Consider the following 22,143-nt stretch of genomic DNA (forward strand, 5'->3'; position numbering starts at 1 on the left):
GAAGCAGGCGGAGTGCCGCGCGCCGGAATCAGGCCGAGACCGACCCGGCGGGCGTACGGGCCTCCTCCGGCATCTCGTACGGCGCTGCGTCGTTGTCCGGGACCAGGCCCCACCACCAGGAGATGACCGGGATGTCCAGGGGCGCGCGGCTCTCGTCGGTGGGCGTGGAGCACAGTGTCGAGGGCAGCCGGGCCGGGTCGTCCGGGGTGGTGTAGCGCCGGGAGGTGATGCCCCAGTCCTGGGACCCGCGGATGAACGTACCCAGGTTGTGCAGGTACTGGCGCAGCTGCGGGCTGCCCTGCTGCCGCAGGTGCGCGCTCAGCCGCATGAACAGCGTCATCACGCGGTCCCGCTGGGCGATCGCCGTGGTCAGCGCCTCCTCCTGGGAGGTGCCGTACTCGTTCTGCAGCACCTTCAGGACATTGAGGTAGTAGCCCGTCCCGCGGCTCTCCTTGTGGTGGGAGAAGATGTCGTTGTCCCAGGTGATGATGAAGGAGGCCATCTCGGCCGCGGCGCGCACGGACGTGTGCTCGCGCTCGTGCGGCTGGAGTTCGTAGCCGTGCCCCATCTCCAGCATCGGCAGGACGACCGAGGTCGCCCCGTCGTACAGGCGCATCAGGGTGTAGTCGGGCAGGCTCGGCACGGTGCCGGAGCGCCGGTAGGACGCCTCCCACACGACGGAGAAGAAGTACTCGCGCAGGGCGTCGATCCAGCGCGCGGCCTGGCCCGCGGTGCCGTACCGGGACACCCGCTGCCGCAGGTCGCGCAGCCCCTCGGCGAGGCAGTCGCCCGGCAGGGTCGGTGACTCGGGGTTCTGCGCGACGCGCAGCAGCCGGTGGAGTACGCCCGTCAGCTCCCCCGGGTCGTGCCCGAGGTCGCTCTCCTCGCAGTAGCCGTCGTCGACGCCGAACAGCCACAGCACGAAATCCGCGAGGAGGGAGACGACCTCCTCCCGGCCGTCGGGCAGGACGCGCGCGGCGAAGCCGCCGATCCCATGGGTGACCAGACGCCCGCGCAGCTCGTCGGAGCCTATGGAGAAACGTTTCGCCCATGCTGTCGTCCGGGCTTCGATCTCCAGGTGCCGGGGGTGGACGGCGGGCGGCAGGGGCGACCAGGTCGGCGGAACGGTCAGCTCGGGTCCCACTCGTGACCACCTCTCAGCAACGGCACGGCACACTCGGCCGGGTACGGAACCGGACAGTCCGGCTCTTGACCGATCAACTATGGCGCATAGTACGCACCCCGGCCCCCTGATCCAATAGCGTCTTGGTGTCTATGACAAGTTTATGGAGGGGCAGCGTCCGTTTCCCGTCGGCACCTGGCCTTCCGCACCGCAAGCGTCCGGCCGGGCGGCTCGTATGCCCGGCCGGTCGCCGCCCCCTGACGGGGCATCGGCCGCAAAATGAATGCCGGTCGGCCACAAACTGGACGCCGGGAGGGAAACTCCTTGACAACCTCCACCCCTTTCGACGAGGCGGAGCGCCGGGCCTGGGCCGGGCGGGCCGCGGCGTACGAGCGGAGCTTCGCCGCGCTCTGCGCCCGCCCGGTGCCCGCGCTGCTCGACGCGGCGCAGATACGCCGCGGCCTGCGCGTGCTCGACGCCGGGACCGGGACCGGCGCCGCCGCCCGTGCCGCGGGTGACCGGGGCGCCGCGGTGACGGCCGTGGACGCGGACCCCGGCATGGCCGCCCGCGCAGCCGGGGCCGCCCCGGCCGCTGCCGTGTGCGTCGCCGCGCTGCCCCGCCTCCCCTTCGCCGACGGCTGTTTCGGCGCCGTGGTGGGCAATTTCGTGCTCAACCACGTCGGACGCCCCCGCGCGGCGCTCGCCGAGCTGCGCCGGGTCGCGCGGCCGGGCGCCCGGATCGCGCTCTCCATCTGGGCGGCCCCGCCGGCCCCCGGCCAGGCACTGTTCGGCCGCGCCCTCCAGGCCGCCGGCGCCACCCGGCCTGCCCACCTCCCCGCGCTCGCCCCTGAGGACGACTTTCCGCGTACGGAAGAGGGCTTCGCCCGCCTCCTACGCGAATCCGGCCTCAGCGGCGTCCGCTGCGAGCCCCTTGCCTGGGAGCACCGGGTGACCGCCGAGCAGTGGTGGAGCGGGCCCGCCGCCGGGCTGGCGTCGGCCGGGCAGATTCTGCTGAGTCAGCCGCCGGAGGTCGTCACCGAAGTCAGGCGCCAGTACGACGCGCTGTGCGCGGAGTTCGCGGGCCCGGACGGCCTGCTCGCACTCCCCCACACCGCCCTGCTGGCCAGCGGGCAGGCATGAGGAGCGCCCCTTCACACGTACTCCGGCCGGACACCCCCTGGATCACGCCGACTTCGCCAGAAACTCCCGCAAGTGCGCGAGCAGCGCCTCCGGCGCCTCCTCCGCGATGAAGTGCCCGCACTCCGGGATCTCGGCGCCGGTGACCTGCTCAGGACGGGCCGAGTGGTCCCGCCAGATGTCCAGCGTCGGCAGCTGCGCGGGCAGACCGGCCGCTCCCCACAGAGCCAGTACGGGTACGGTCAGCAGCCGCCCCTCGGCGAAGTCCGCGTCGTCCAGGGCGGTGTCGGCCTCCGCGGCCCGGTAGTCGTCGAAGCCCGCGCGCAGCGCGCCGGGGCGGGAGAACGCCGTCACGTACGCGTCCACGGCCTCGTCGGTCAGCGCGTGCCGGTTGTAGGTCCAGCGCTCGAAGAAGTACTCCAGGTAGCCGCGCACGTCCTGTCCGGCCAGCCGTTCGGGCAGGTCGGGCTGGAGGTGGAAGAACCAGTGCCAGTAGCCGGAGGCGATGGTGGCGTCCACCCGGCGCATCACCTCGCGGGTCGGCACGATGTCCAGGACGGCGATCCGCTCCACCTGTTCGGGCCGGTCCAGCGCCCAGCGGTGGGCGACCCGCGCGCCGCGGTCGTGCCCGACGACACCGGCCCTCCGAAACCCCAGCGACTCGACCAGACCGGCCATGTCGGCGGCCATCGTCCGCTTGTCGTAACCGGTCGCGGGTTTGTCGCTGCGGCCGTAGCCGCGCAGGTCGGGCGCCACCACGGTGTGGCTGCGGGCCAGTTCGCCGAGGACCGGCCACCAGCAGCGGGAGGTCTGCGGCCAGCCGTGCAGCAGCACGACCAGCGGCCCGGAGCCCGCCCTCGTGTAGTGCAGCCGTACGCCGTTCACCTGGGCCACGCCCGTGGTCGTACCGTCTGGGGTCGTACCGCCTGGGGTCGTACCGTCCACCACCAGTTGCCTCCCGCGCAGTTCCGCAGCCGACATCGCACCGGACCGCTCCAAGGCCCGCACTTCCTAACCCTCTCAGGGGGTTATTACAGTGGCAAGCATGTCGAGCGATGACGCGTGGCTCCGGTGCGGCGGGCGGCTGTGCCTGGACTTCGCCAACACGCTGCGGAACCGGGCGCGCGTACCGCGCGAGACACTGGCCGTACCGCAGGACCTGCGGCGGTGGCTGGAGTGGGCCGGGGTGACCGGCACGGCCCGCCCCTCGGCACGGGACGCGGACGCACTCGACCTGGCGCGGAAGCTGCGCGACGCGCTGGACCGGGCGGTGCTCGCGGCGGCCGACGGCGCGCTTCCCGCCCCCACCGACCTGGCTTTCATCAACAGCACAGCGGCCGCGCTCCCCCTCCCGGCCCCTCAACTGACCGTAAAAAACGGCAAGTTGTCGCACGCGATCGCACCCGCCCTGTCCCCCGCCGACCTGACCGCGGGTCTCGCCCTGGTCGCGCAGGACGCGGTGGCGTTGCTGCCCTCGCCCGAGGTCCGGCGGGTGCGCGTCTGCGGCGCGGACGGCTGCGCCCTGCGCTTCGTCGACCGCTCCCCCGCGCACAACCGCCGCTGGTGCTCCATGGAGCGGTGCGGCAACCGCGCCAAGGCCCGCCGCCATCTGGCACGGACGGGGCGTTCACCCCGCCCGGACGGCGGTGGATGATGGTGCGATGGAGACTCCTGTGCTGGTCCCGGCCGGAGTGGTCCTGCTCGTGGGAGCGCCGGCCGCCGGGAAGAGCACCTTCGCCGGGCAACTGGTCGCGCAGGGCCGGCTGCCCGCCGAGGCCGTGGTGTCCAGCGACGCCATCGCCGAGGAGCTGTTCGGCCCCGGTGTCGACCGGGGCACGGTCGACGCACAGGTCTTCGAGGAGCGCGACCGCCGGGTCGCCGAGCGGCTGCACGAGGGGCGCACCGTCCTGATCGACGCGACGAACGTACTGCCCCGGGGCCGCGAACGACTGCTGGCCATCGCGCGGAAGTTCGGCGTCCCGGTCACCGCGCTCCGCTTCGCGCCGCACGAGCCGGTCCTGCTCCTCCAGAGCCGCGAACGCGCCAAACGCGTCCCGGACGCGGAGATCTCCGCCTACGCGGCACTGCTCCGCGACACCGCCGACACCCGCCACCTTCTGGCGGAGGGCATCAGCACCGTCCACGAGGTCCCGGGCCGCGCGCAGGGCACGGGGGCGGCGGAGGCGGCGCGGCGGTTCCGGTTCGAGGGATGCGAGGAGTACGAGGGATGAAGACGGCCGGCCGGAACGGCGCGTGACGCCGATACGCCCTCGTAACGACGCGGTCGGCGAACCGCGCACCGCCGGGGCACGCCGCCCCCGAACGCCTCAGGTCCGCCCCTCCCGCTCCTGCGCGTCCTTCAGTTCGGCGGAGGGCTCCGCCCAGCGGGCCCGTACGACCGGGAAACCTGCCTGTTCGCAGGCGACGCAGACCAGTTCGTCGTCGTCCACGACATGGCGTACGTCGCGGCCACCAGCGATGCGGCGCAGCAGTTCCAATTTGGTGTGACGGGCCGGACGCCGGTCGTTGTCCGGACGCATGTACAGACGCCCCTCGGGCAGGCCGTGCTCTTCGAGCCAGGCCAGCGTGTCCCGGCGGCAGCGCTCGGGGCGGCCGGTGAGGTAGACGACCTCACAGTCCTCGGCGCTCTCCCGGGCCAGCGCCACGCCCTGCGCGAGCGGCGGGTCGTCGGGCGCGGCGGCGAAGAAACCGTTCCAGTCGCGCGGCCTGCGCTCCAGGAAGCGCTGGCGGTGCGCGGTGTCGGCGAGCGTGCCGTCGAGGTCGAACACCGCCAGGGGCCGCGACGCCGCGCCGCGCCCGCCTCTTCCCGTTCTCGTCATCGCGTCCCTTCGTTCCGGCGCGGACGGCTGCCGCTCGTGTGGCGGCGATCTGCGTACGGTGGCCGAATTCCGTCGTTCCGGCGGTCGAATGGATCGTACGTGAGGCCGGTGGGCGCGCCGGTGACGCGGGGCCGGGAGAAGCGCCGGGCCCGGGAGGACGCGTCGGGGCGGGCTCACCCTGGGCGTCAAGCCGTCCGTGGATGCCTACTGGCGCCGGACGGCCCACGGGGCCGCCGGTCCGCACCTGACCGCATCCCAAATTCGTACAAAGAATCGAACCACCGGCACCTTCTTCCTCCCCGAAAACTCCCAGGCAGCAACGGCCGCGGGGGCTCTCCGAACGGTCCCGCGCCGGTGCGTGCCCTCGCGCACGGGCGCCGGGCCGACGAGAATGTGCCCTTGAGCGCACCGTCCCCACCCGATTAGGTGGAGGGCGGCAATTCCGCCGTCGGACGGCAGCCGCCGTCCCGGCCCGAAGGAGTTGGAGCCCATGCCTGCACGTCCGGCGGTCACGGAGGCGGAGCTGGAGGCCCATTTGCGGGGCATCTGCTTCAAGACCGGACCACCTCGCTACATAGGCGTCGAGATCGAATGGCTCGTGCACGACGCCCGCAATCCCCGATGTCCCGTCGACCCCGTACGACACCGTGAAGCGGCCGCCGCACTCCGCGCCCTCCCCCTGCGGTCGGCCCTCACCTTCGAACCCGGCGGCCAGCTGGAGCTCAGCTCGCTGCCCGCCACCTCCCTCACCGCCTGCATCGAGGCCGTCTCGGCCGACCTGGCCCTGGTGCGTCCCGCCATGCGGGAGCTGGGTCTCGGCATGGCGGGGCACGGCCACAATCCCTGGCACCCGCCGCGCCGGGTGCTCACCGATCCCCGGTACAACGCCATGGAGGCGTACTTCGACCGCTGGGGCGCGGCCGGCCGGTCCATGATGTGCGGCACCGCCTCCGTACAGGTCTGCGTGGACGCGGGCCACGAGGAGCCGGGTCCGCTGGGGCTCGGCCGCCGCTGGAGACTGGCGCACCTGCTGGGTGCGGTACTGGTCGCCGCCTTCGCCAACTCGCCGGTCAGCGAGGGCTGCCCGACCGGCTACCGCTCCACCCGCCAGGTGGTGTGGTCGCAGATGGACCCGGGCCGCACCCTCGCCCCGTCGGAGGGCCCCGACCCGCGCACCGCCTGGGCCGGATACGTACTGGACGCGCCCGTGATGTGCGTACGCAGCGACGACGGCCCCTGGGACGCGCCGGAGGGGCTGACGTTTCGCGACTGGGTCCGTACGGGCGCGCCGCGCCCGCCCACCGAGGAGGATCTCGACTACCACGTCACCACGCTCTTCCCGCCCGTACGGCCGCGCGGACACCTGGAACTGCGCATGATCGACGCGCAGCCGGGGGACGGCGGCTGGATCGTGCCGCTGGCCGTCACGGCCGCGCTGTTCGACGACCCCGAGGCCGCCGAGAGCGCGTACCGCGTGGTCAAGCCGCTCGCGGAGACGGCCGGCGCACGGCCCGCGCCGCGCAACCCGCTGTGGCGGCACGCCACCCGCGGCGCACTGACCGATCCCGAGCTGCACGCCGCCGCGCTGGCCTGCTTCACCATCGCGCAGGAGGCGCTGCCCCGGCTGGGCGCCTCGGCCGAGGTGACCGGCGCGGTCGCCCGGTTCACCGAGCAGTACGTGGCACGCGGGCGCTGCCCGGCGGACGACCTGCTGGACGGGGCGTACGCGGATGGGCCGTGCACGGATGGTCCGTACGCGGACGAGGCACACGCGGACGGTGCGTACACGGACGAGCCCGCACCTGCACCCGCCGCGCCGCCGCCCCGGCCGCCCGTACCCGCGCCGCCCACCGGGTTACCGGCAGCGCCGGACGCCGCGTACGAGGACGAGCTCACCCCTGGGAAGGACAGCCTGTGACCCACGATCCCGAATCGCTCCGGGAACGCGCGGCGCGAGCGCTGCTCGCCGCGCGCGACCGCACCCACCTGCTCACCACCTGCGTCGACGACCACGACCTCACCGCCCAGCACTCCCCGTTGATGTCGCCGCTGGTCTGGGACCTGGCGCACATCGGCAACCAGGAGGAGCAGTGGCTGCTGCGCGCGGTCGGCCGGCAGAACGCCCTGCGCCCGGACATCGACTCCGTCTACGACGCCTTCGAGCACCCGCGCGCCGAGCGCCCGTCCCTGCCCCTGCTGCCGCCCACCGAGGCGCACAGCTATGTGACGGACGTACGGAGCCGGGTCCTGGACGTCCTCGACAGCAGCCCGCTGCGCGGCGAGCCGCTGCTCGACTCCGGCTTCGCGTTCGGCATGATCGCGCAGCACGAGCAGCAGCACGACGAGACCATGCTCATCACGCACCAGCTGCGCCGCGGCCCGGCCGCGCTGACGGCCCCCGAGCCGCCGGTGACCTCCGACGGCATCCTGCCCACCGAAGTCCTCGTCCCCGGCGGCCCGTTCACGATGGGCACCTCCACCGAACCATGGGCCCTGGACAACGAACGCCCCGCGCACCGCCGCCTCCTGCCGTCGTTCCTCATAGACACCACACCGGTGAGCAACGGCGCGTACCAGGACTTCATCGAGGACGGCGGATACGACGACGAGCGCTGGTGGTCCCCCGAAGGCTGGAACCACATACGCGAACACCGCCTGCACGCCCCGCTGTTCTGGCGCCGGGAGGGCGGCCAGTGGCTGCGGCGGCGCTTCGGCGTCACCGAGCCGGTGCCGGCGGACGAACCGGTCCTGCACGTGAGCTGGTACGAGGCCGACGCGTACGCGCGGTGGGCGGGGCGGCGGCTGCCCACGGAAGAGGAGTGGGAGAAGGCCGCCCGGCACGACCCGGTCACCGGCCGGTCGCGGCGCTACCCGTGGGGCGACGAGGACCCCGGCCCCATGCACGCCAACCTGGGCCAGCGGCACCTGCGCCCCGCCGCCGTCGGCAGCTACCCGGACGGCCAGTCCCCGCTCGGCGTAAGGCAGTTGATCGGCGATGTATGGGAGTGGACAGCGAGCGACTTCCTCCCCTACCCCGGCTTCGCCGCCTTCCCCTACCGCGAGTACTCGGAGGTGTTCTTCGGCGGGCCGTACAAGGTGCTGCGCGGAGGTTCGTTCGCCGTCGACCCGGTCGCCTGCCGGGGCACCTTCCGCAACTGGGACCTGCCGGTACGGCGCCAGATCTTCTCCGGCTTCCGCACGGCGCGGGACGCCGGGGCGGTGGGCGCATGAGGGCCCCGGAACCGACGCCGCCGGAGGACACGCCCGCGAGTTCCCCAGCGCCACCGGAGGACACGCCTGCCAGTTCCCCAGCGCCACCGGAAGCCACTCCCGCAGGTTCTCGCGGCCGAGGGAGGCGGTACTGATGTGCCGCCACATCGCCTACCTCGGCCCGGAGGTCCCGCTCGGCGACCTCATCACCACACCCTCCCACGGCCTGTACCGCCAGTCCTGGCAGCCCCGGCACCAGATCCACGGCACGGTCAACGCGGACGGCTTCGGCATCGGCTGGTACGCGCCCGGCGACCCGGTGCCCGCCCGCTACCGCAAGGCCGGACCCATCTGGGCCGACACGGGCGTCCTGGACCTGTGCCGGGTGGTGCGCACCACCGCACTGCTCGCCGCCGTACGGGACGCCACCTTCGCCGGCGCGGACGCCGAGGCGGCCGCCGCGCCGTTCGCCGACGGACCATGGCTCTTCAGCCACAACGGCGCCGTCCCCGGCTGGCCCGGCTCAGTCGCCCACCTGGCCGCCGACCTGCCCCCGCACCGCCTGCTGTCCCTCGAAGCGCGCTGCGACTCGGCCTTCCTCTGGGCTCTGGTGCACCACCGTCTCAGCGCCGGCATGGACCCCGCCGAGGCACTGGCCGACACCGTCGCAGCGGTGTCCGCCGCCGCGCCCGGCGCCCGGCTGAACCTGCTCCTCACCGACGGCGCCACCATCGCCGCGACCACCTGGGGCGACTCCCTCTACTACCTCGCCGAACCCGGCCGCAGCACCACCGTCGCCTCCGAGCCGTACGACGCCTCCCCCCACTGGACCGAGGTCCCGCCGTACACGCTGCTCGCGGCCACGCCCACCGACGTCCTTCTCACCCCGCTCAAGGAGCCCGCCGCGTGAGTCCCCTCACCGTCACCCGCACCCTGCCCGCCGACGCCACCACCGCCGCGCTCCGCGCCGACGTCGCCCACGGACTGACCCGCACCCCCAAACAGCTCCCCCCGAAATGGTTCTACGACGCCCGCGGCAGCGAACTCTTCGACGAAATCACCACCCTGCCGGACTACTACCCGACCCGCGCCGAACGCGAAATCCTCATCACCCATTCCACCGACATCGCCGCCGCCACCGGCGCCCGCACCCTGGTCGAACTCGGCTCCGGCTCCTCCGAAAAAACCCGCCACCTCATCGCGGCCCTGACCGGCCTGCACACCTACGTCCCGGTCGACGTAAGCGAATCCGCCCTCACCTCCGCCGCCGAAGCCCTCCTAGACCTCCACCCCACCCTCACCGTCCACGCCCTGGTAGCCGACTTCCAACAGGGCTTCGCCCTCCCCGGCACACCGGGCCCCCGCCTCCTCGCCTTCCTGGGCGGCACCATAGGCAACCTCCTCCCGGAAGAACGAGCCACCTTCCTCCGCTCCGCGCACGACCTGCTGTCCCCCGGCGACGCCCTCCTCCTGGGCACCGACCTGGTCAAGGACGAGGCGACGCTGGTCGCCGCCTACGACGACCCGACCGGCGTAACCGCCGAATTCAACAAGAACGTCCTCAACGTCATCAACCGAGAACTGGAAGCCGACTTCGATCCGGCGGACTTCCAGCATGTGGCGCTGTGGAACGCGGAGCGTGAGTGGATCGAGATGCGGCTGCGGGCGAAGAAGGAACTGACGGTGAAGGTGCCGGCGCTGGATCTGGCGGTGCCGTTTGCGGAGGGGGAGGAGATCAGGACGGAGATATCAGCCAAGTTCCGCGAGGAAGGCGTACGGGAGGAACTGGGCGCAGCCGAGTTCGAGATGAGCCGGTGGTGGACGGATGGGGAGGGGAGGTTCGGGGTTTCGTTGGCTGTGCGGGGGTGAGTGGAGCGGAGCTGTACGTACACACCTGACCGTCACGCCTCCGTAAGCACGACACCAACGCGATTCCCCTCATGCAGCGCACGCAAGTACGGTCACGGCAGCGTCGTGCCGCAATCGGTACTCATTGCTGATCTGCCGCTCTGACCGCTGGCTATCGTCTATATCGCCAAGAGCCAGCCTTTTCCGCACAGAAGCCCCACCAAGAGACACTTGGTGGGGCTTCTCACTATTCCTTACAGGAATTTCGAGCAGACCCTGGGAACTCCCGGCATTGCTCGAAATTCCACGATCACCTCTCGATGAGTTCGTCGAGTTTGTCCACGGATCTCGGACTGCCTATCTCGTTGGCAGCGGAGACCAGACGCTCATAGTAGGCAGGGGCGATCGGAAGGGAATCTTCGTAGAGCCACGAGCACATGGTATCGAAGGCCAGCTCCTCTTCACCCACGCTCATCAGATGCCGAACGTCAGCAATGACTTCGACCGAAGTCAGAGGAGACTCCTCAAGGAGTTGCGAGATCAAAGCCCTCACGTACAGGTATCGTTCCATTTCCTACACTCATTCCCGCGGAAAGGCTGTAAGGATCTTACCGGTAAGCGGCTCGTAGCGGACTTCGATGGTCACTCCTCGCACCACTCCTGTGATCTCCTGGACGGCAGGGTCTCCCTTCTTTGTCTTGAGGGTCCTCTCCGCGTACTTAGGAGAGCCGGTCTTCCATACGCGCTTGCTGCTCGGGCTTGTTGCCACCTCTGCCACGGCATCGAGAACATCGTCGTGACTCCATTCCTTCGGGAAGATCGTCTTGCCAGGCTTCCCCGGATAGGCGTGCCCATCGAGAATGTGCTGGGCATCATCACCCAGCAGTTCACGCCCGACCCCAGGACAGTTGGCGTTGTGGACGAGCGCAGGAGTCCCACCTGCCATCACATAGTACGTGTGGATGCCCGCTACAGACAGGTTGTAGACCTTACGCACCTCGGTCCATGCACGGATACTTACGACCTCGCGCAGATCGCCGTCAGAAGTACGAAGCCGATCGCCCGCCTTGAGATCTTTGGCGTCCAGCCACTGCCCACGGTTGTCCGCCCAGAAGGGGTGCGCCTCGGTAGCCTTGACGGATCCGGTAGCGTTCCCAGCTTTGCCATCGGTGTCGATGGTGACCTCTACCAGGTGCTTCTCTCCTGCACCGACGATCACGTCGGTAACCGCCCGCGCTGCGGTCCGGCCGGACTCAGGATCGGTGGCCAGAACCTGCTGACCGACCTGTACGTCCTTGATCTGCTTAGATGCGCCATCGGCCATCAAGACCGACGTTTCCGGCGTAAAGCTATTGCTCTTCGCCACGCAAGGAGGAGTCTGCCGGGCCTTCTCGATGATCTCCCGACCCTTGCGGATCAGCTTCTTGGCCTTGTCGGACTCCTCAATAAACTTACCGATCCCCGTGACCGTGCGATAAATAGCCTTGGAGACCGCAGGGAACTCCTTGATGGCCAAGAGGGCCTTACCCCAAGGGAGAGCACCGACGAGCGTCCAGATGCAGCTCTCTATGTCCCCTTCGGTGAAACACTTCTGAATGTCGTCGAGGCCGAGCAGGCTGACGAGTATTTCGCCACCTTGTTCCTTGAGAAAACCCAGAAAACCGTCTTCCTCAAGAACCCGAGCCAGCTGGAACTCCTCTCGCGTCATGCCGGCTTTCTTGAGCGCTCGGTCATCAGCCAGAGTCAGCACGGAGTCATCTTTGCTGCCCCCTTCCTTCAGCGCCTCCTCGCGCCGCTTGCGCTCCTGCTCCCGCTCGTAGGCCTCCGCCTTCTTGGCGGCCTGGTCCGCCTCATGGGCGTACTGGTTGGCGTTCTTCGCGAAGGCTTCTGCCGACTTGGCGTGCTCCTCGGCGGAGTCGGCCAGCTTGCCGGCGGCGGCAGCGTCGCTTTCGGCCTGCTTGGCGGCGCCCTGGGCGACGGTGGCCTCGTGTTCGGCCTTGTCGGCGGCGCTGGCGGCCGCGTTGGCGTGCTGGGTGGCCTCGGCTGCGGCCCCGCGGGCGCGGGATGCCTCGGCCTCAGCGGCGGTGGCTGCCTGGCGGGCCGCCTTGGCGTCCGCGTAGGCCTGGTTGGCGGCCTGGCGGGCGGCCTTCGCGTCGGCCTGCGCCTGGGCGTCTGCCTTGTTCGCGCTGGCCGCGGCGGCCCTCGCCTTGGCGCCGTCGTCGGCCGCCTGGGCGGCGGACTTCATGGCGCTGGCGGACGAACGTGCCGCGTTCGCCGCGGAGGTCGCCGCGTCGGCGGCGGCCTTGAAGGCCGGCGCAACCTCGGCATTGGCCCGCTTGGCGGCGTCCTCGGCGTCCTTGGCCGCCTTGAGCGCCTCGGCGGCCTTGGCCTCGGCCGATTCGACCTGCTCCTTGCCGGTCTCCAGGGCGGCCTTGGCCACCTGCGCGGCGAAGTCCGCGTCGACGTCCGAGCCGGAGAACGGGGTAGTCAGCTCGATGGCGGTGTTGGCCGGGTCGGCGATGCCGGCGGCCGTGCTGCGGGCGGCGGTGGAGGCCTGTACGGCGGTGGTGGCCTGGAGCCGGGCCATCGCGGCCTCGCGGACCGCGCCCTCGGCTTCTTCCTTGGTGCGGTTGGCTGCGTTGAGGGCGTTGGCGGCCTCCCTCATGGCGAGATCGGCCAGGCGGGCGGACTCGTGGGCGGCGATGCCCGCGCGGGCCTCCTGGGCGGTGGCCTCTGCGGCCTGGGCGTTGGCTCGCTGCGCCGCGGCGTGCGTGGCGGCGGCCTCGGACTCTGCCTTGTTCGCAGCGGCGTTGGCTGCGGCGGCGGCAGCCTCGGCCTTGTTCGCGGCGGCGTTGGCCTTGGCAGCGTGCGCGGTGGCCTCGGCGGCCGCGGCGCGGGCGCGGGCGGCGTGTCCAGCGGCTTCGGTCGCCGCGGCACGAGAGCGTACGGCCGCGCCGCTGGCACCGTCGGCGGCGCTGCGTGCCTGGGTGGCCGCCGCGCCCGCAGTGTTGGCATCCTGGCGCGCGCCGTCCGCCGCGGCCCGGGCTTCAGCGGCGTCGCGAGTGCCGCGGCCGGAGGCGGCGATCGCCTCGGTGGCCTTCGCCTTGGCCTCCGCGGCACGGTGGGCCTGCTCGGCTTGGACCGCCTTGTCCCGAGCCTCGTGAGCCGCCTTCTCGTCACCTCGGGCCCGCTCGTCCGCCTTGGCGGCGATGCCCTCCTTTTCGGCAGCGCTCGCGCGCGCCGAGGCGGCGGTGGCGGCCGCCGACTGGGCCTCTGCCCGCAGAGCCGAAGCGGTACGGGCCTCGGTTTCGGCCTTGGCCCGTGCCACAGCGGCGGCGTCCCGCTCGCTCTCGGCGCGCTTCCGCGCCTCGGCGGCCAGCGCGCGCTCCCGCTCGGCGATCTGCCGCTGCTCGGCGGCGATCTTCGCCTGCCGCTCGGCCTCAAGACGGGCCGCACGGGTCTTCTTGGCGTGCTCCCACGCCTCCGCTTCGGCCTTCTCCGCCGCGATACGGGCCGTCCTGGCCCGGGCGGCGGCGTCGGCCGCGATCTTGGCCTGCTTCTCGGCGGCCGCGGCCATCGTGGCAGCCGCCTTGGCGTGCTGCTCGGCGTTGGCGCGCCACTGCTTGGCCTGCTGCTCGTGCGCCTCGGCCGCGTTCTTGGAGTTGAGCGCCGCGGCGTCGGCGGCCGTGGCGTCCACCGCGTGCTGGGCGGTCTCGCTCGCCTTGACCGCCGCGTCGGCAGCCGCCGCGATGCCGGTGGCGACCTCGGACCACTCGGTGCCGTGGGTCAGCCCGGTCTCCACCAGGATGTCGGCCTGAATCTTGGCCTGGGCGGCGGCGACCTGGGCGGCCTTGGACGCCTGGGTCGCGTAGCCCACCTGGCGGGCCACCTCGGTCTTGACCTCGTCGTACGAGGACAGTCGCTTTCCGGCCCGGTCGGCAGACACCATCCGGTCGGCCTGACGTGCGGCCGTAGCGGCCGACGTCATGGCGTTGGACGCGTCCTTGAGGGCCTTGACGGCATCCCCGTGATAGCCGATCAGCTTGGTACGGGCCTCGGCCGCGCGCTTGGTCTTCTGGGCCAGCTCAGCCAGCTTCTCGGCGGCCTCCTGGGCCTCCTTCAGCGCCTTCTCCTGAGCCGCCTGGTCGTCGGCGTCCTTCTGTGCGGCGACCAGATATCCCTTTTCCAGGAATTCTGTGATGGCCGCGTCGTCGCCGGTGGCAAGCGCGGCCTTGGCCGCCGCCTGCACATGGGGGCCGCCGACCGTGGCGAGCATCTCCACACGCTTGCGGAGTTCGGCCGCGCGCTCCTTCGCGGTCTTCTCGTCCTTCGTGTCCTGGTCCCGCGCGATCTGCGCGCCGAAAGCCAGGAAGTCCGCGCGGTCCTTGGCCGTGGCCTTGGGTCCCAGTACGCGCTCGACCTCGGCGTTGAAGTGCGGCCCGCCGGTGCCGCGCATCGCCTCGATCTTCTTGCGGTTCTCGGCGTCGTTGTCGTTCTTCTTTTCCTCGGCACGCTTGCGGGCCTCGGCCATGCCGTGCTCAAGGAATTCCCGGATCGCGTTCGGGTCATCGCTCGCCAGGGCCTTCTTGGCGGCTTCCCTGACTTCCTCTTCCGGGTCACCGTCCGCGTAGTCCTCGACCAACTGCCGGTCGCGCTCCGCGCTGAGCTGTTCCAGCTTGGACTTGCCGGGTGGCTGCGTCGTGGCGGCGGGCTTCGGCAGCGATGCCATGGCCGCATCGAGCGTCGCCATCGCCTGAGCGAACGATGACTTCTCAGCGGGCTTGGCGGGCACGGCGGCGACGGCTTCGGTCGCCGTCACGCCCAGCACCGCCATGGCGACGACCGCGGAGACGGCCTTGCTCATGGTTCCGGTCACGCCCATACGTGACCGTCCGGCTCTGGGCCGGAATCTGGCTATCAAGGGAAGTACCCCCCTCAGTCAATGGATACAGAAATGTCCCCTGCCCTGCCCGGACACACGATGCGTTCGAGCAGGGCAGGGTAGGTGTGGGAAAGGCGGAGTTTGCGCTACGGGAGACGAGGAAGGGGGGTCAGCCCTTCACCCGCTTCTCGCCTTCCATGGCCCGGTCGAACATGTTCTGCCAGAATGCGGCCGATTCGACGGCGCCCGCCTGCTGCTTGGTCCACGCGTCGCCGGTGGTCCCGGCCGGGTCGGCGATGTTCTTCCAGATGTCATCGGCGGAGGTCTTGGCGTGTTCGGCGATGGCCCGCCAGTTCTTCGACTGGGTCTCAGCGGTGGCCTGCTCGGCCAGCCATGCCTTGCGTGCGGCGTCGGCGTGCCCGGCCACCGCCTGCCAGGCCCGCTCGGCGTTCGCCCTGGCCTGCGCCGCGTCGGCAGCACCCTTGACGGCTTCCTCGGCCGCCGCGGCCATCTGGATCAGACGGGTCAGCTGGTAATGGCGCAGCGATTCCTCGTCCGCGATCCGGGACCGGTGGCTCTCCAGGTCCAGCGCGGCGCCGGACGCCCAGCCGTAGCCGTAGAACTCCGCGATGTCGTCGTCGGTGGCACCGGGCCGCAACGCCCACCGGGCGGCCGTCCGCACCTGCTCGCCCGGGTCCTGCTCGGCGAGCCGGCCCACGAACTCGCGGTTGGCGGCGGCGATCACCTGCTTGTGCTGGGTATCGGCGTCACGCTTGGCACGGTCGCGCTGCTGGGCCTCGGCGTAACCCGTGCGGACGAACTTCTCCTGGTCGTCGAAGCTGCCCTTCAGGGCCCGCTCGGCGGCGGCCCGCACCTCGGGGGAGTAACTTGCGGGGTGCGTACGGATGATCCGTTCGATGTAGGCCTTGTTGCGGGCCCTGAGGCTACGGGCCCGGTTGCGGGCGAAGGTGTAGCCGCCACCGGGAGCCAGCCACTTCTGGACCGCCTCCGGGTCGTCGCTCCGCAAGGCGTTCCAGGCCGACATGCGGACTTCCGCATACGGGTTGGTCATCGCGTAGTTGAGCACTTCCTTGCGGGCCTGCTCGGCCGCCTCGGCGGTCATGAGCGCGGCCGCGTCGGAGTCCTGAGCGGAGGCCCCGCCATGGGCGGCTGAGGCGCTCACCGGAGCGTCGGCCCACGCCGGTGCCGTTCCCGCGACGGCGCTCGCGCCGACCAGCACGCTGCACGTCAACGCCTGGGCGATCCACCACTGACGTCTCACTCAAGTCCCCTCGGAGAAGAAATTCGGCAGGCAGCACAGCAGGTGCCGTGCTGCGGCCGGTTACGTGAAAGAAGGTGAGGGCGGTGCCGCCACCGGCAGAGCCGGTGGCGGCACCGCCTGCTCACATCAGAAGTCCGCCGCGTCCCAATGGCACGGCTCGGCCGGTCACTTGACCGGCAGGATGCGCCACTGCTGGGCGATGCCCTGGTTGCACTTCCACTGCCAGGGCGCGACGCCTTCGGTGTCCTGGGCGTGGCCGATGTCCAGACACTGGTCGCCGGTGTGCGTGGGGCGGATCTCGTAGAGCTTGTTGATCGGGTCCAGGAGACCGAACGTCCAGCGCTGGTGCTTTTCGCCGCTGCAAGGCCACTGCCAGACCTCGGCACCGGACTGGGGCTGCGACCGGCGCACCTCCAGGCACCATCCGCTGACCGTGTTGCGCAGCTCGAAGGTGGACTCCACGGTGGGCACGACGCGCCACTTCTGAGCGTCGGTGCCGTTGCAGGTGAGCTGCTGCACCTTCATCTTGTTCCCCGCCGTATAGGGGGAAGCGTCCAGGCACTTGCCGGTGTGGGCAAACTGGAACTGGACGGTCTCCACGACCGGGGCGGGTGCGGCGCCTGCCGCGTGGGCAGTCGTCGTGCCGCCGGCCAGCGCGGCGACCATGCCGGCCGTGGCCAGCGCGGCTCGGGTGATCCGTGCCATGGTGTGGTTCTCTCTTCTTCTCACAGTGTTGTCGTCAAGGAGCACGCGGTCGGCAGGCGACGCGTCAGCCGGCCACCGGCAGGATCCGCCAGCGCTGGTTGTCGCCGCCGTTGCAGGTGAACTGAGTGACGTTGGCACCGTCCGCCGTCTGGCTGTCGTAGACGTCCAGGCACTGGTTCGGCGCGTGCTCGGGGCGCAGTTCGAACAGCTCCTTGGCGACCTCGACCAGGCGGAACCGCCAGCGCTGGTGGTCGCCCTCGCCGCACCACCACTGCCAGACGTTGTCGCCCGCCTTGGTGCCGCCGCCGCGCACTTCGAGGCACTTGCCGCTGTGCTTCGCCCGTATTTCGAAGGTTCCGTCACCGGCGGGGGCGAGCTCGAAGACCTGGTTGTCAAGGCCGTCGACGCAGGTCGACTGCGCGGCGTTGGCGCCGTTGTTGAAGCTGCCGTTGGTGATGGTGAGGCACTTACCGCTGTGCGCTGCCTGGAGCTTCGCCAGAGCCGGTGCGGAGGCGACCGGGGCGGCGTGGGCGGTGGCCGTACCGCCGACGAGCGCGGTGAGACCGGCGGCGGTGGCCAGTGCGGCTCGTATGGGCCGGGACATCGTGAGTTCCGTTCTACTTCTCAAGGTGATGACGTCCGTGACGCCGAATGGTTCGGGTGGGCCGGGATCAGCCGGCGAGCGGGGTGGACAGCTTCCAGGTGACGTCCTGCTCGAAGTCCTTGGCCGTCTCGAAGCCACGCTTGCCGCCCTTGACGGCCGCGTAGAGGTCACCCTTGTACTGCCGCAGGTAGGAGTCCTTGTTGGACTTGGACGTGAAGGACGTACCGTCACCGGCGAGGCCCTTGTGCGCGCACCAGGTGGCGTCCTTCCGGAACTCCGGGCTGTCGTCGCTCGGAGCGATCCGTACCCGGGAGTCCTTCAGCGTCAGGTAGAAACCGGGCTTGCGTACGGACTCGAAGGAGAAGCAGCCGGGCTCGGCGGCCAGCGCGTCCTGGACGATCCAAGTGGCGTCCTCACGGTCGGACTCCTTGCCCTTGGCGCCGACCGGCGCCAGGAAGGTGCTGCCGCCGTCGACGCTGGACTGGCGGATGAACCAGCCGCTCATCTTCGGAGCCTGGAGGGACTGCCGCAGGGCACGGTACTGGCCCTCCCGGAGGAACACGGAGACGTCCTCGGGCGTGCCCCGGAGCGCCTTCTCCGCCGCGGCGACGAGGTTGGGTCGCACGCCCGTCTTGGCCGCCTGGGCCTGGATGGCGAGGGCCTTCCGGCGGTCCGAGTCGGCCTTCTTCTTCGCTTTGATCTCGGCGTCACGCTTGTATGCCTGATTGGCGCCGGAGTGGATGAACGTCCGCCAGTCCGCCGCATCTGAGCTGTTCAGCGCCTTCTGCGCCGCGGCGAACAGCTCGGTGTCTTGGGCCTCGGCCGGAGTCCGGTTGATCAGCTCACGGATGAAGTTGTCATCGCCGAGAATCAGCATGGCCTCGGAAGGCACGATGCCGAACAGCGAGCCGGCGTTCCGGCGGGCATCCAGCTCCAGCTGACGCTGGGCCTTCTCGCGGTCCTTCTGCTCCAGCTCCTTGCGCTCGTTCGCCGTGTCACGGTCGTGGGCCTCACGAACGCCGTTGGTGATGAACTCACGCCAGGCGGCCGGGTCCTTCTCCCCCAGAGCCTGGCTGGCGGCCTTCCTGACCTCCGGTGTGGTGGCTTCGTGCTTCATGATCGCGCGGATGAAGTTCTCGTCACTGAGCCCCAGCAGCTCGGGGCTGGTGGGAATACCGACCGCGATCAGCGCCTGCGACTTGAGGGTGCGTGTGTTGCGGTCCTCGGCCGCCTCCTCCTGCTGCCGCTTCGCATCGATGACGGACGCCTTGCGGATACCGTCGGTGATGAAGCGGACGTGATCGTCGGCGGAGGTGCTGGCGAAGGCCTCCTCGGCGGCCACGCGTATCGCGTCCCACCTACCGCCGGCATCCTTGGCCTTTCTCCACAGCACGAGGATGAAGTCGCGGTCGCTCATCGCGTACTGCTCGGGAGTCAGCTCGAATTCGAGTATCGAGGCCGCGTCGACGCGCTGCTCCACGCCGGTGCGGCTGACATCCGCCACCGCTCCCGCGGCGCCTGAAGGAGCCGCGAAGGCACCGGCCGGAGCGGCGATGCCGGTAACCGCCACCAGAGCCGTGGCGGTCACGATCCCACGTGTGACGAGCCGCCGCGCACGGGCGGAATCGGTGCGCACGGCACCTGTGTTGTCCTTATGCATTTTTGTCTCAGGAACCCCTCTAGCCCCCCGTACGGGCGACCTGGATGTGTACACGACGAACGCCAGGGAAGTCTTGATCCTCACCTCATAAGAGTCAAATCAGACTTTCCAAAGTTGTCCGCTTTCGCCGCTTCCAGACAAGCTGACAGGGTTTCGGGACAACCTTTACGGGAAGAAGGGGGCCCATCGCCGCCCCAGGCGGGCCTTCAGCGCCCACCCACCAACAACGTCTGCACTATGCGCCCGCAGTCCCCCACCCCGTCATAAAGCTGACCGGCCGCCACCCCCGACCCACCGGGACTGGCAGCCGTCGCCGACCGGATACAGAGCCATTCACCGACCGGCTCACGGTGCAGTGCCAGGGTGATGTCGGTGTTGATGACGAACTGTCGGACATGGTCGAGTTCGAAGGAAACTGCCCAGTTGCTGTCGGCCAGGGTGAGAGCACGCGTCAGTGGCGTGTCCGGTTCGCCGGCCACCAGGGGGATGCGCTGGCGTGCCCAGGCAGTGCCCGGCCCGGGGGTGTCGAAGTTCTTTCCGGGTTCGAAGCGCCATTCCATGGCGGCGATGTATCCGTCCAGGTGCGCGCCGAGCATGGTGTGCGGCGGCTGCGGTCCGGGCAGGGGCGGCGGTTCGGACTCCGGACGCAATTGCGGGGTGTCGGCCGGGCTGACGGCCATCCGCCACGCCCGTGCCAGCATCACCGTCTCGCCGCCCGAGGTCAGTTCGCCCTCGACCAACTCCGCACGCCCACCGGCACGGAGGGTGCGCACCTGTACGTGCAGTTCCGCGACGGGTACCGGGCGCGGCAGTTCGACGGTTACGCGTGCGATACGGAATCCCTCGCGGGCCTCATGCTGCTCCAACGCCCGGCCCAGCAGGGCCGAGGGAGGGCCTGCGTGCTGGGCTTTGGGGCTCCACGGTCCCGCGGTCGCTGAACTGCTCTCGTAGCGGTCGTTCCCGAGGCTCCGGTAGAACGCCTCGGCTTTCGAATCCAGCTCGGCCGGGCGATGTTCAGTCGTAGAAGTCATGAAGACTTCCTACACACCACCGCACTTAATCCGCACCTACCGGCCCACTGCGCCCCACCCTCACCGGCAATCTCCGCAACCCGTTCTGAAAGTTCGACACCAACCGCACCGGCTCCCCCGCCAGTTCCAGCCCCGGCAGCCGCTCCAGCACGTGTCGCAGTACCGCCCGCATCTGGAGGCGGGCCAGGTGGCTGCCCAGGCAGAAGTGTGGGCCGAAGCCGAAGCTGAGGTGGTCGTTCGGGGTGCGGGTGATGTCGAAGTGGTCGGGGGCGGGGAAGACCGTTTCGTCGCGGTTGGCCGAGGCGTGGTAGACGACGACCTTGTCGCCGCGGCGGATGCGCTGGCCGCCGAGTTCGGTGTCGCGGGCGGCGGTGCGGCGGAAGTCGATCACTGGGGGCCAGTAGCGCAGCATTTCCTCGACTGCGCCGGCGATCAGTTCCGGTTTCCGGCGGAGGAGTGCGAACTGGTCCGGGTGCTGGAGGAGGGTGAGCAGGCCGCCGGGGATGCCGTTGCGCAGGGTTTCGTTTCCGGCCACGGCGAAGAGGAAGAAGGTGTTCTCGAACTCGGCGCGGGTCAGGCCGCCTTCCCGTAGGTGGGCCATCACGGTGCCGGGGCGCGGGTGTTCGGCCAGGGCGTGGGCGTACGCGAACATGTCGGCCAGCGCGCGGCGCGAGCGCGGGTTGACCGGGCGTCCGTCCGGGCGGAGCGCCGGGGCGGGCCGGTGGCGCAGGGCGGCCCGGCCCATCGGGCTGAGGCCGGCCGGGTCCGCGGTGCTGGAGGTGGCGTACGCGTCGTCCTGGTAGCCGATGACGCGGTTCGACCAGTCGAAGAGCAGCTGCCGGTCCTCCTCCGGGACGCCCATGACGTGGGCCAGCGTCCATACGGGGAGGTCGCCGGCCACGGTGACGAAGTCCGCCTCGCCCGCCCGTGCCACCTCCGCCACCAGGGCCCGCGCCCGCGCGTCGATGACCTGCGCCAACTCCCGTACCGCGCGCGGGGTGAAGGCCGCGGCGACGATGCGCCGGATGCGCGCGTGGTCCGGCGGGTCCTGGTTGAGCATCATCGCCCGGACGAACGCGAGGTCCTCCTCGGTGTCGGGGTCGCGGATCTGGGTCGCGCCCAGGTGGGAGGAGTAGGTCCCGGGGGTGCGCAGGACGTGTTTGACGTCGGCGTGGCGCAGCACCGCCCAGTAGCCGGGCCCGGCGGGCCAGCCGTCGACCGCCGGCTCCTCGATCCAGCACACCGGCCGGGCCGCGCGCAGCTCGCGGAAGAGCTCGTACGGGACCCCGGTGGCATACGTCCGTGGTGTGAACACGTCGGCTGCTCTCACGCAGGCGACCGTACGGTATTCCATCCGTTCGGGGGAATCAGGCCTGCGCGGCGGCTGACGGCAGCCCGCCTTGTGCAACATCACGGCGTGAAGGGATCGCAACGTTTCCTCAGCGTCCAACCTGCGGCGCTTCTCATACCGCTGCTGGTCGCCCTGGCGGTGCTGTCGGCGCCTGCCGCGGCGCGCGCGGCACCGGCCCGGCCGCCCGCTGACGCGTGCGCGAACGCTTGTACGGACAGGTCGGTGCACGCGCGGACCGGCCGGCCGCCGCCACCGGGCTGGGAGTGGATCTGCTCGCTCCCGACCGGCTGGCCGTTGCCACCGGAGTGGAACTGGGACTGGCTCTGGCCCTGCTCAACACCGACGCCGACACCCACACCGACGCCAACCCAGTCGCCCTCGCCCACACCTACGCCGTCGCCCACGCAGACCCCTCCGCCAAGCCAGCGGCCCACCCCCTCCCCCACCTCGTCGCGCCCGCAGCCCCAGCC

Annotated in this window: 18 protein-coding genes and 1 pseudogene; 8 read left to right on the top strand and 11 right to left on the bottom strand. The window is 70.7% G+C overall.

Translation table 11 applies throughout. The annotated features are described in order from the left end of the window. Positions 1-28: 28 nt before the first annotated feature. Positions 29-1,144 carry a selina-4(15),7(11)-diene synthase gene (locus IH45_RS0114260; RefSeq protein WP_030666840.1) on the bottom strand — a complete coding sequence of 372 codons (1,116 nt, stop codon included), beginning with the start codon at positions 1,142-1,144 and terminating at the stop codon, positions 29-31. Between the two features lie 258 nt (positions 1,145-1,402). On the opposite strand from IH45_RS0114260, the gene IH45_RS0114265 reads away from it, so the two are divergent. After that, entirely contained in the window at positions 1,403-2,263 is an 861-nt protein-coding gene (locus tag IH45_RS0114265) for a class I SAM-dependent methyltransferase (protein WP_050514829.1), read from the top strand. 42 nt (positions 2,264-2,305) lie between these two features. Here the strand turns inward: IH45_RS0114265 and IH45_RS0114270 are convergent, their stop codons facing one another. After that, positions 2,306-3,154, bottom strand: a complete 849-nt coding sequence (locus tag IH45_RS0114270) for an alpha/beta fold hydrolase (RefSeq protein WP_030666844.1) — start codon at positions 3,152-3,154, stop codon at positions 2,306-2,308. A 151-nt stretch (positions 3,155-3,305) separates the two neighbouring features. Between IH45_RS0114270 and IH45_RS0114275 the strand changes: the two genes are divergently transcribed. Next, entirely contained in the window at positions 3,306-3,914 is a 609-nt protein-coding gene (locus IH45_RS0114275; protein ID WP_030666846.1) for a CGNR zinc finger domain-containing protein, read from the top strand. A 7-nt stretch (positions 3,915-3,921) separates the two neighbouring features. Further along, on the top strand, positions 3,922-4,491 hold the full coding sequence (locus IH45_RS0114280; RefSeq protein ID WP_030666848.1) for an ATP-binding protein: 570 nt from the start codon (positions 3,922-3,924) through the stop codon (positions 4,489-4,491). A gap of 96 nt (positions 4,492-4,587) precedes the next feature. Here the strand turns inward: IH45_RS0114280 and IH45_RS0114285 are convergent, their stop codons facing one another. Further along, positions 4,588-5,100, bottom strand: coding sequence for a phosphatase domain-containing protein (locus IH45_RS0114285; RefSeq protein WP_030666850.1), 513 nt, complete (start codon positions 5,098-5,100; stop codon positions 4,588-4,590). A gap of 490 nt (positions 5,101-5,590) precedes the next feature. Between IH45_RS0114285 and egtA the strand changes: the two genes are divergently transcribed. From egtA to egtD, 4 genes are all read left to right on the top strand, one after another. Then, positions 5,591-7,018, top strand: coding sequence for an ergothioneine biosynthesis glutamate--cysteine ligase EgtA (egtA, locus tag IH45_RS0114290; protein ID WP_078897528.1), 1,428 nt, complete (start codon positions 5,591-5,593; stop codon positions 7,016-7,018). Continuing rightward, the gene (gene egtB, locus IH45_RS0114295) at positions 7,015-8,331 is read left to right on the top strand and encodes an ergothioneine biosynthesis protein EgtB (RefSeq protein WP_030666855.1); all 1,317 of its coding nucleotides are present in this window, start codon (positions 7,015-7,017) and stop codon (positions 8,329-8,331) included. The genes egtA and egtB overlap by 4 nt, the downstream gene beginning before the upstream one ends. A 133-nt stretch (positions 8,332-8,464) precedes the next feature. Further along, positions 8,465-9,220, top strand: a complete 756-nt coding sequence (gene egtC / locus IH45_RS0114305; RefSeq protein ID WP_030666857.1) for an ergothioneine biosynthesis protein EgtC — start codon at positions 8,465-8,467, stop codon at positions 9,218-9,220. Beyond that, positions 9,217-10,179 (top strand): L-histidine N(alpha)-methyltransferase, encoded by a 963-nt coding sequence (gene egtD, locus IH45_RS0114310; protein ID WP_030666859.1) that lies wholly within the window; start codon positions 9,217-9,219, stop codon positions 10,177-10,179. Before egtC ends, egtD begins: the two co-directional genes overlap by 4 nt. 289 nt (positions 10,180-10,468) lie before the next feature. Here egtD and IH45_RS0114315 read toward each other — a convergent pair whose 3' ends face one another. The 8 genes from IH45_RS0114315 to IH45_RS0114350 form a co-directional block, all read right to left on the bottom strand. Continuing rightward, positions 10,469-10,729 carry a MafI family immunity protein gene (locus IH45_RS0114315; protein ID WP_030666860.1) on the bottom strand — a complete coding sequence of 87 codons (261 nt, stop codon included), beginning with the start codon at positions 10,727-10,729 and terminating at the stop codon, positions 10,469-10,471. Positions 10,730-10,738: 9 nt separating this feature from the next. After that, positions 10,739-15,040: a polymorphic toxin-type HINT domain-containing protein gene (locus IH45_RS0114320; RefSeq protein ID WP_078897530.1), complete on the bottom strand. Its 4,302-nt coding sequence runs from the start codon at positions 15,038-15,040 to the stop codon at positions 10,739-10,741. Positions 15,041-15,209: 169 nt separating this feature from the next. Next, positions 15,210-16,322, bottom strand: coding sequence for a hypothetical protein (locus IH45_RS0114325; RefSeq protein WP_234440541.1), 1,113 nt, complete (start codon positions 16,320-16,322; stop codon positions 15,210-15,212). 165 nt (positions 16,323-16,487) lie between these two features. Continuing rightward, positions 16,488-17,027: an RICIN domain-containing protein gene (locus tag IH45_RS0114330; protein ID WP_030666867.1), complete on the bottom strand. Its 540-nt coding sequence runs from the start codon at positions 17,025-17,027 to the stop codon at positions 16,488-16,490. Between the two features lie 64 nt (positions 17,028-17,091). Further along, on the bottom strand, positions 17,092-17,631 hold the full coding sequence (locus IH45_RS0114335; RefSeq protein ID WP_050514831.1) for an RICIN domain-containing protein: 540 nt from the start codon (positions 17,629-17,631) through the stop codon (positions 17,092-17,094). Between the two features lie 67 nt (positions 17,632-17,698). After that, on the bottom strand, positions 17,699-19,219 hold the full coding sequence (locus tag IH45_RS0114340) for an AbfB domain-containing protein (protein ID WP_158813083.1): 1,521 nt from the start codon (positions 19,217-19,219) through the stop codon (positions 17,699-17,701). A 278-nt stretch (positions 19,220-19,497) separates the two neighbouring features. After that, positions 19,498-20,322, bottom strand: coding sequence for a thioesterase family protein (locus IH45_RS0114345; RefSeq protein WP_030666873.1), 825 nt, complete (start codon positions 20,320-20,322; stop codon positions 19,498-19,500). A gap of 25 nt (positions 20,323-20,347) precedes the next feature. Further along, complete coding sequence (locus IH45_RS0114350; protein WP_050514832.1) at positions 20,348-21,676, bottom strand: cytochrome P450; 1,329 nt, start codon at positions 21,674-21,676, stop codon at positions 20,348-20,350. 191 nt (positions 21,677-21,867) lie between these two features. On the opposite strand from IH45_RS0114350, the pseudogene IH45_RS0114355 reads away from it, so the two are divergent. After that, positions 21,868-22,143 (top strand): annotated as a pseudogene (locus IH45_RS0114355) (hypothetical protein); the annotation flags it as partial.

The organism is Streptomyces rimosus subsp. rimosus, from assembly GCF_000720725.1.
GTDB lineage: Bacteria > Actinomycetota > Actinomycetes > Streptomycetales > Streptomycetaceae > Streptomyces > Streptomyces rimosus_A.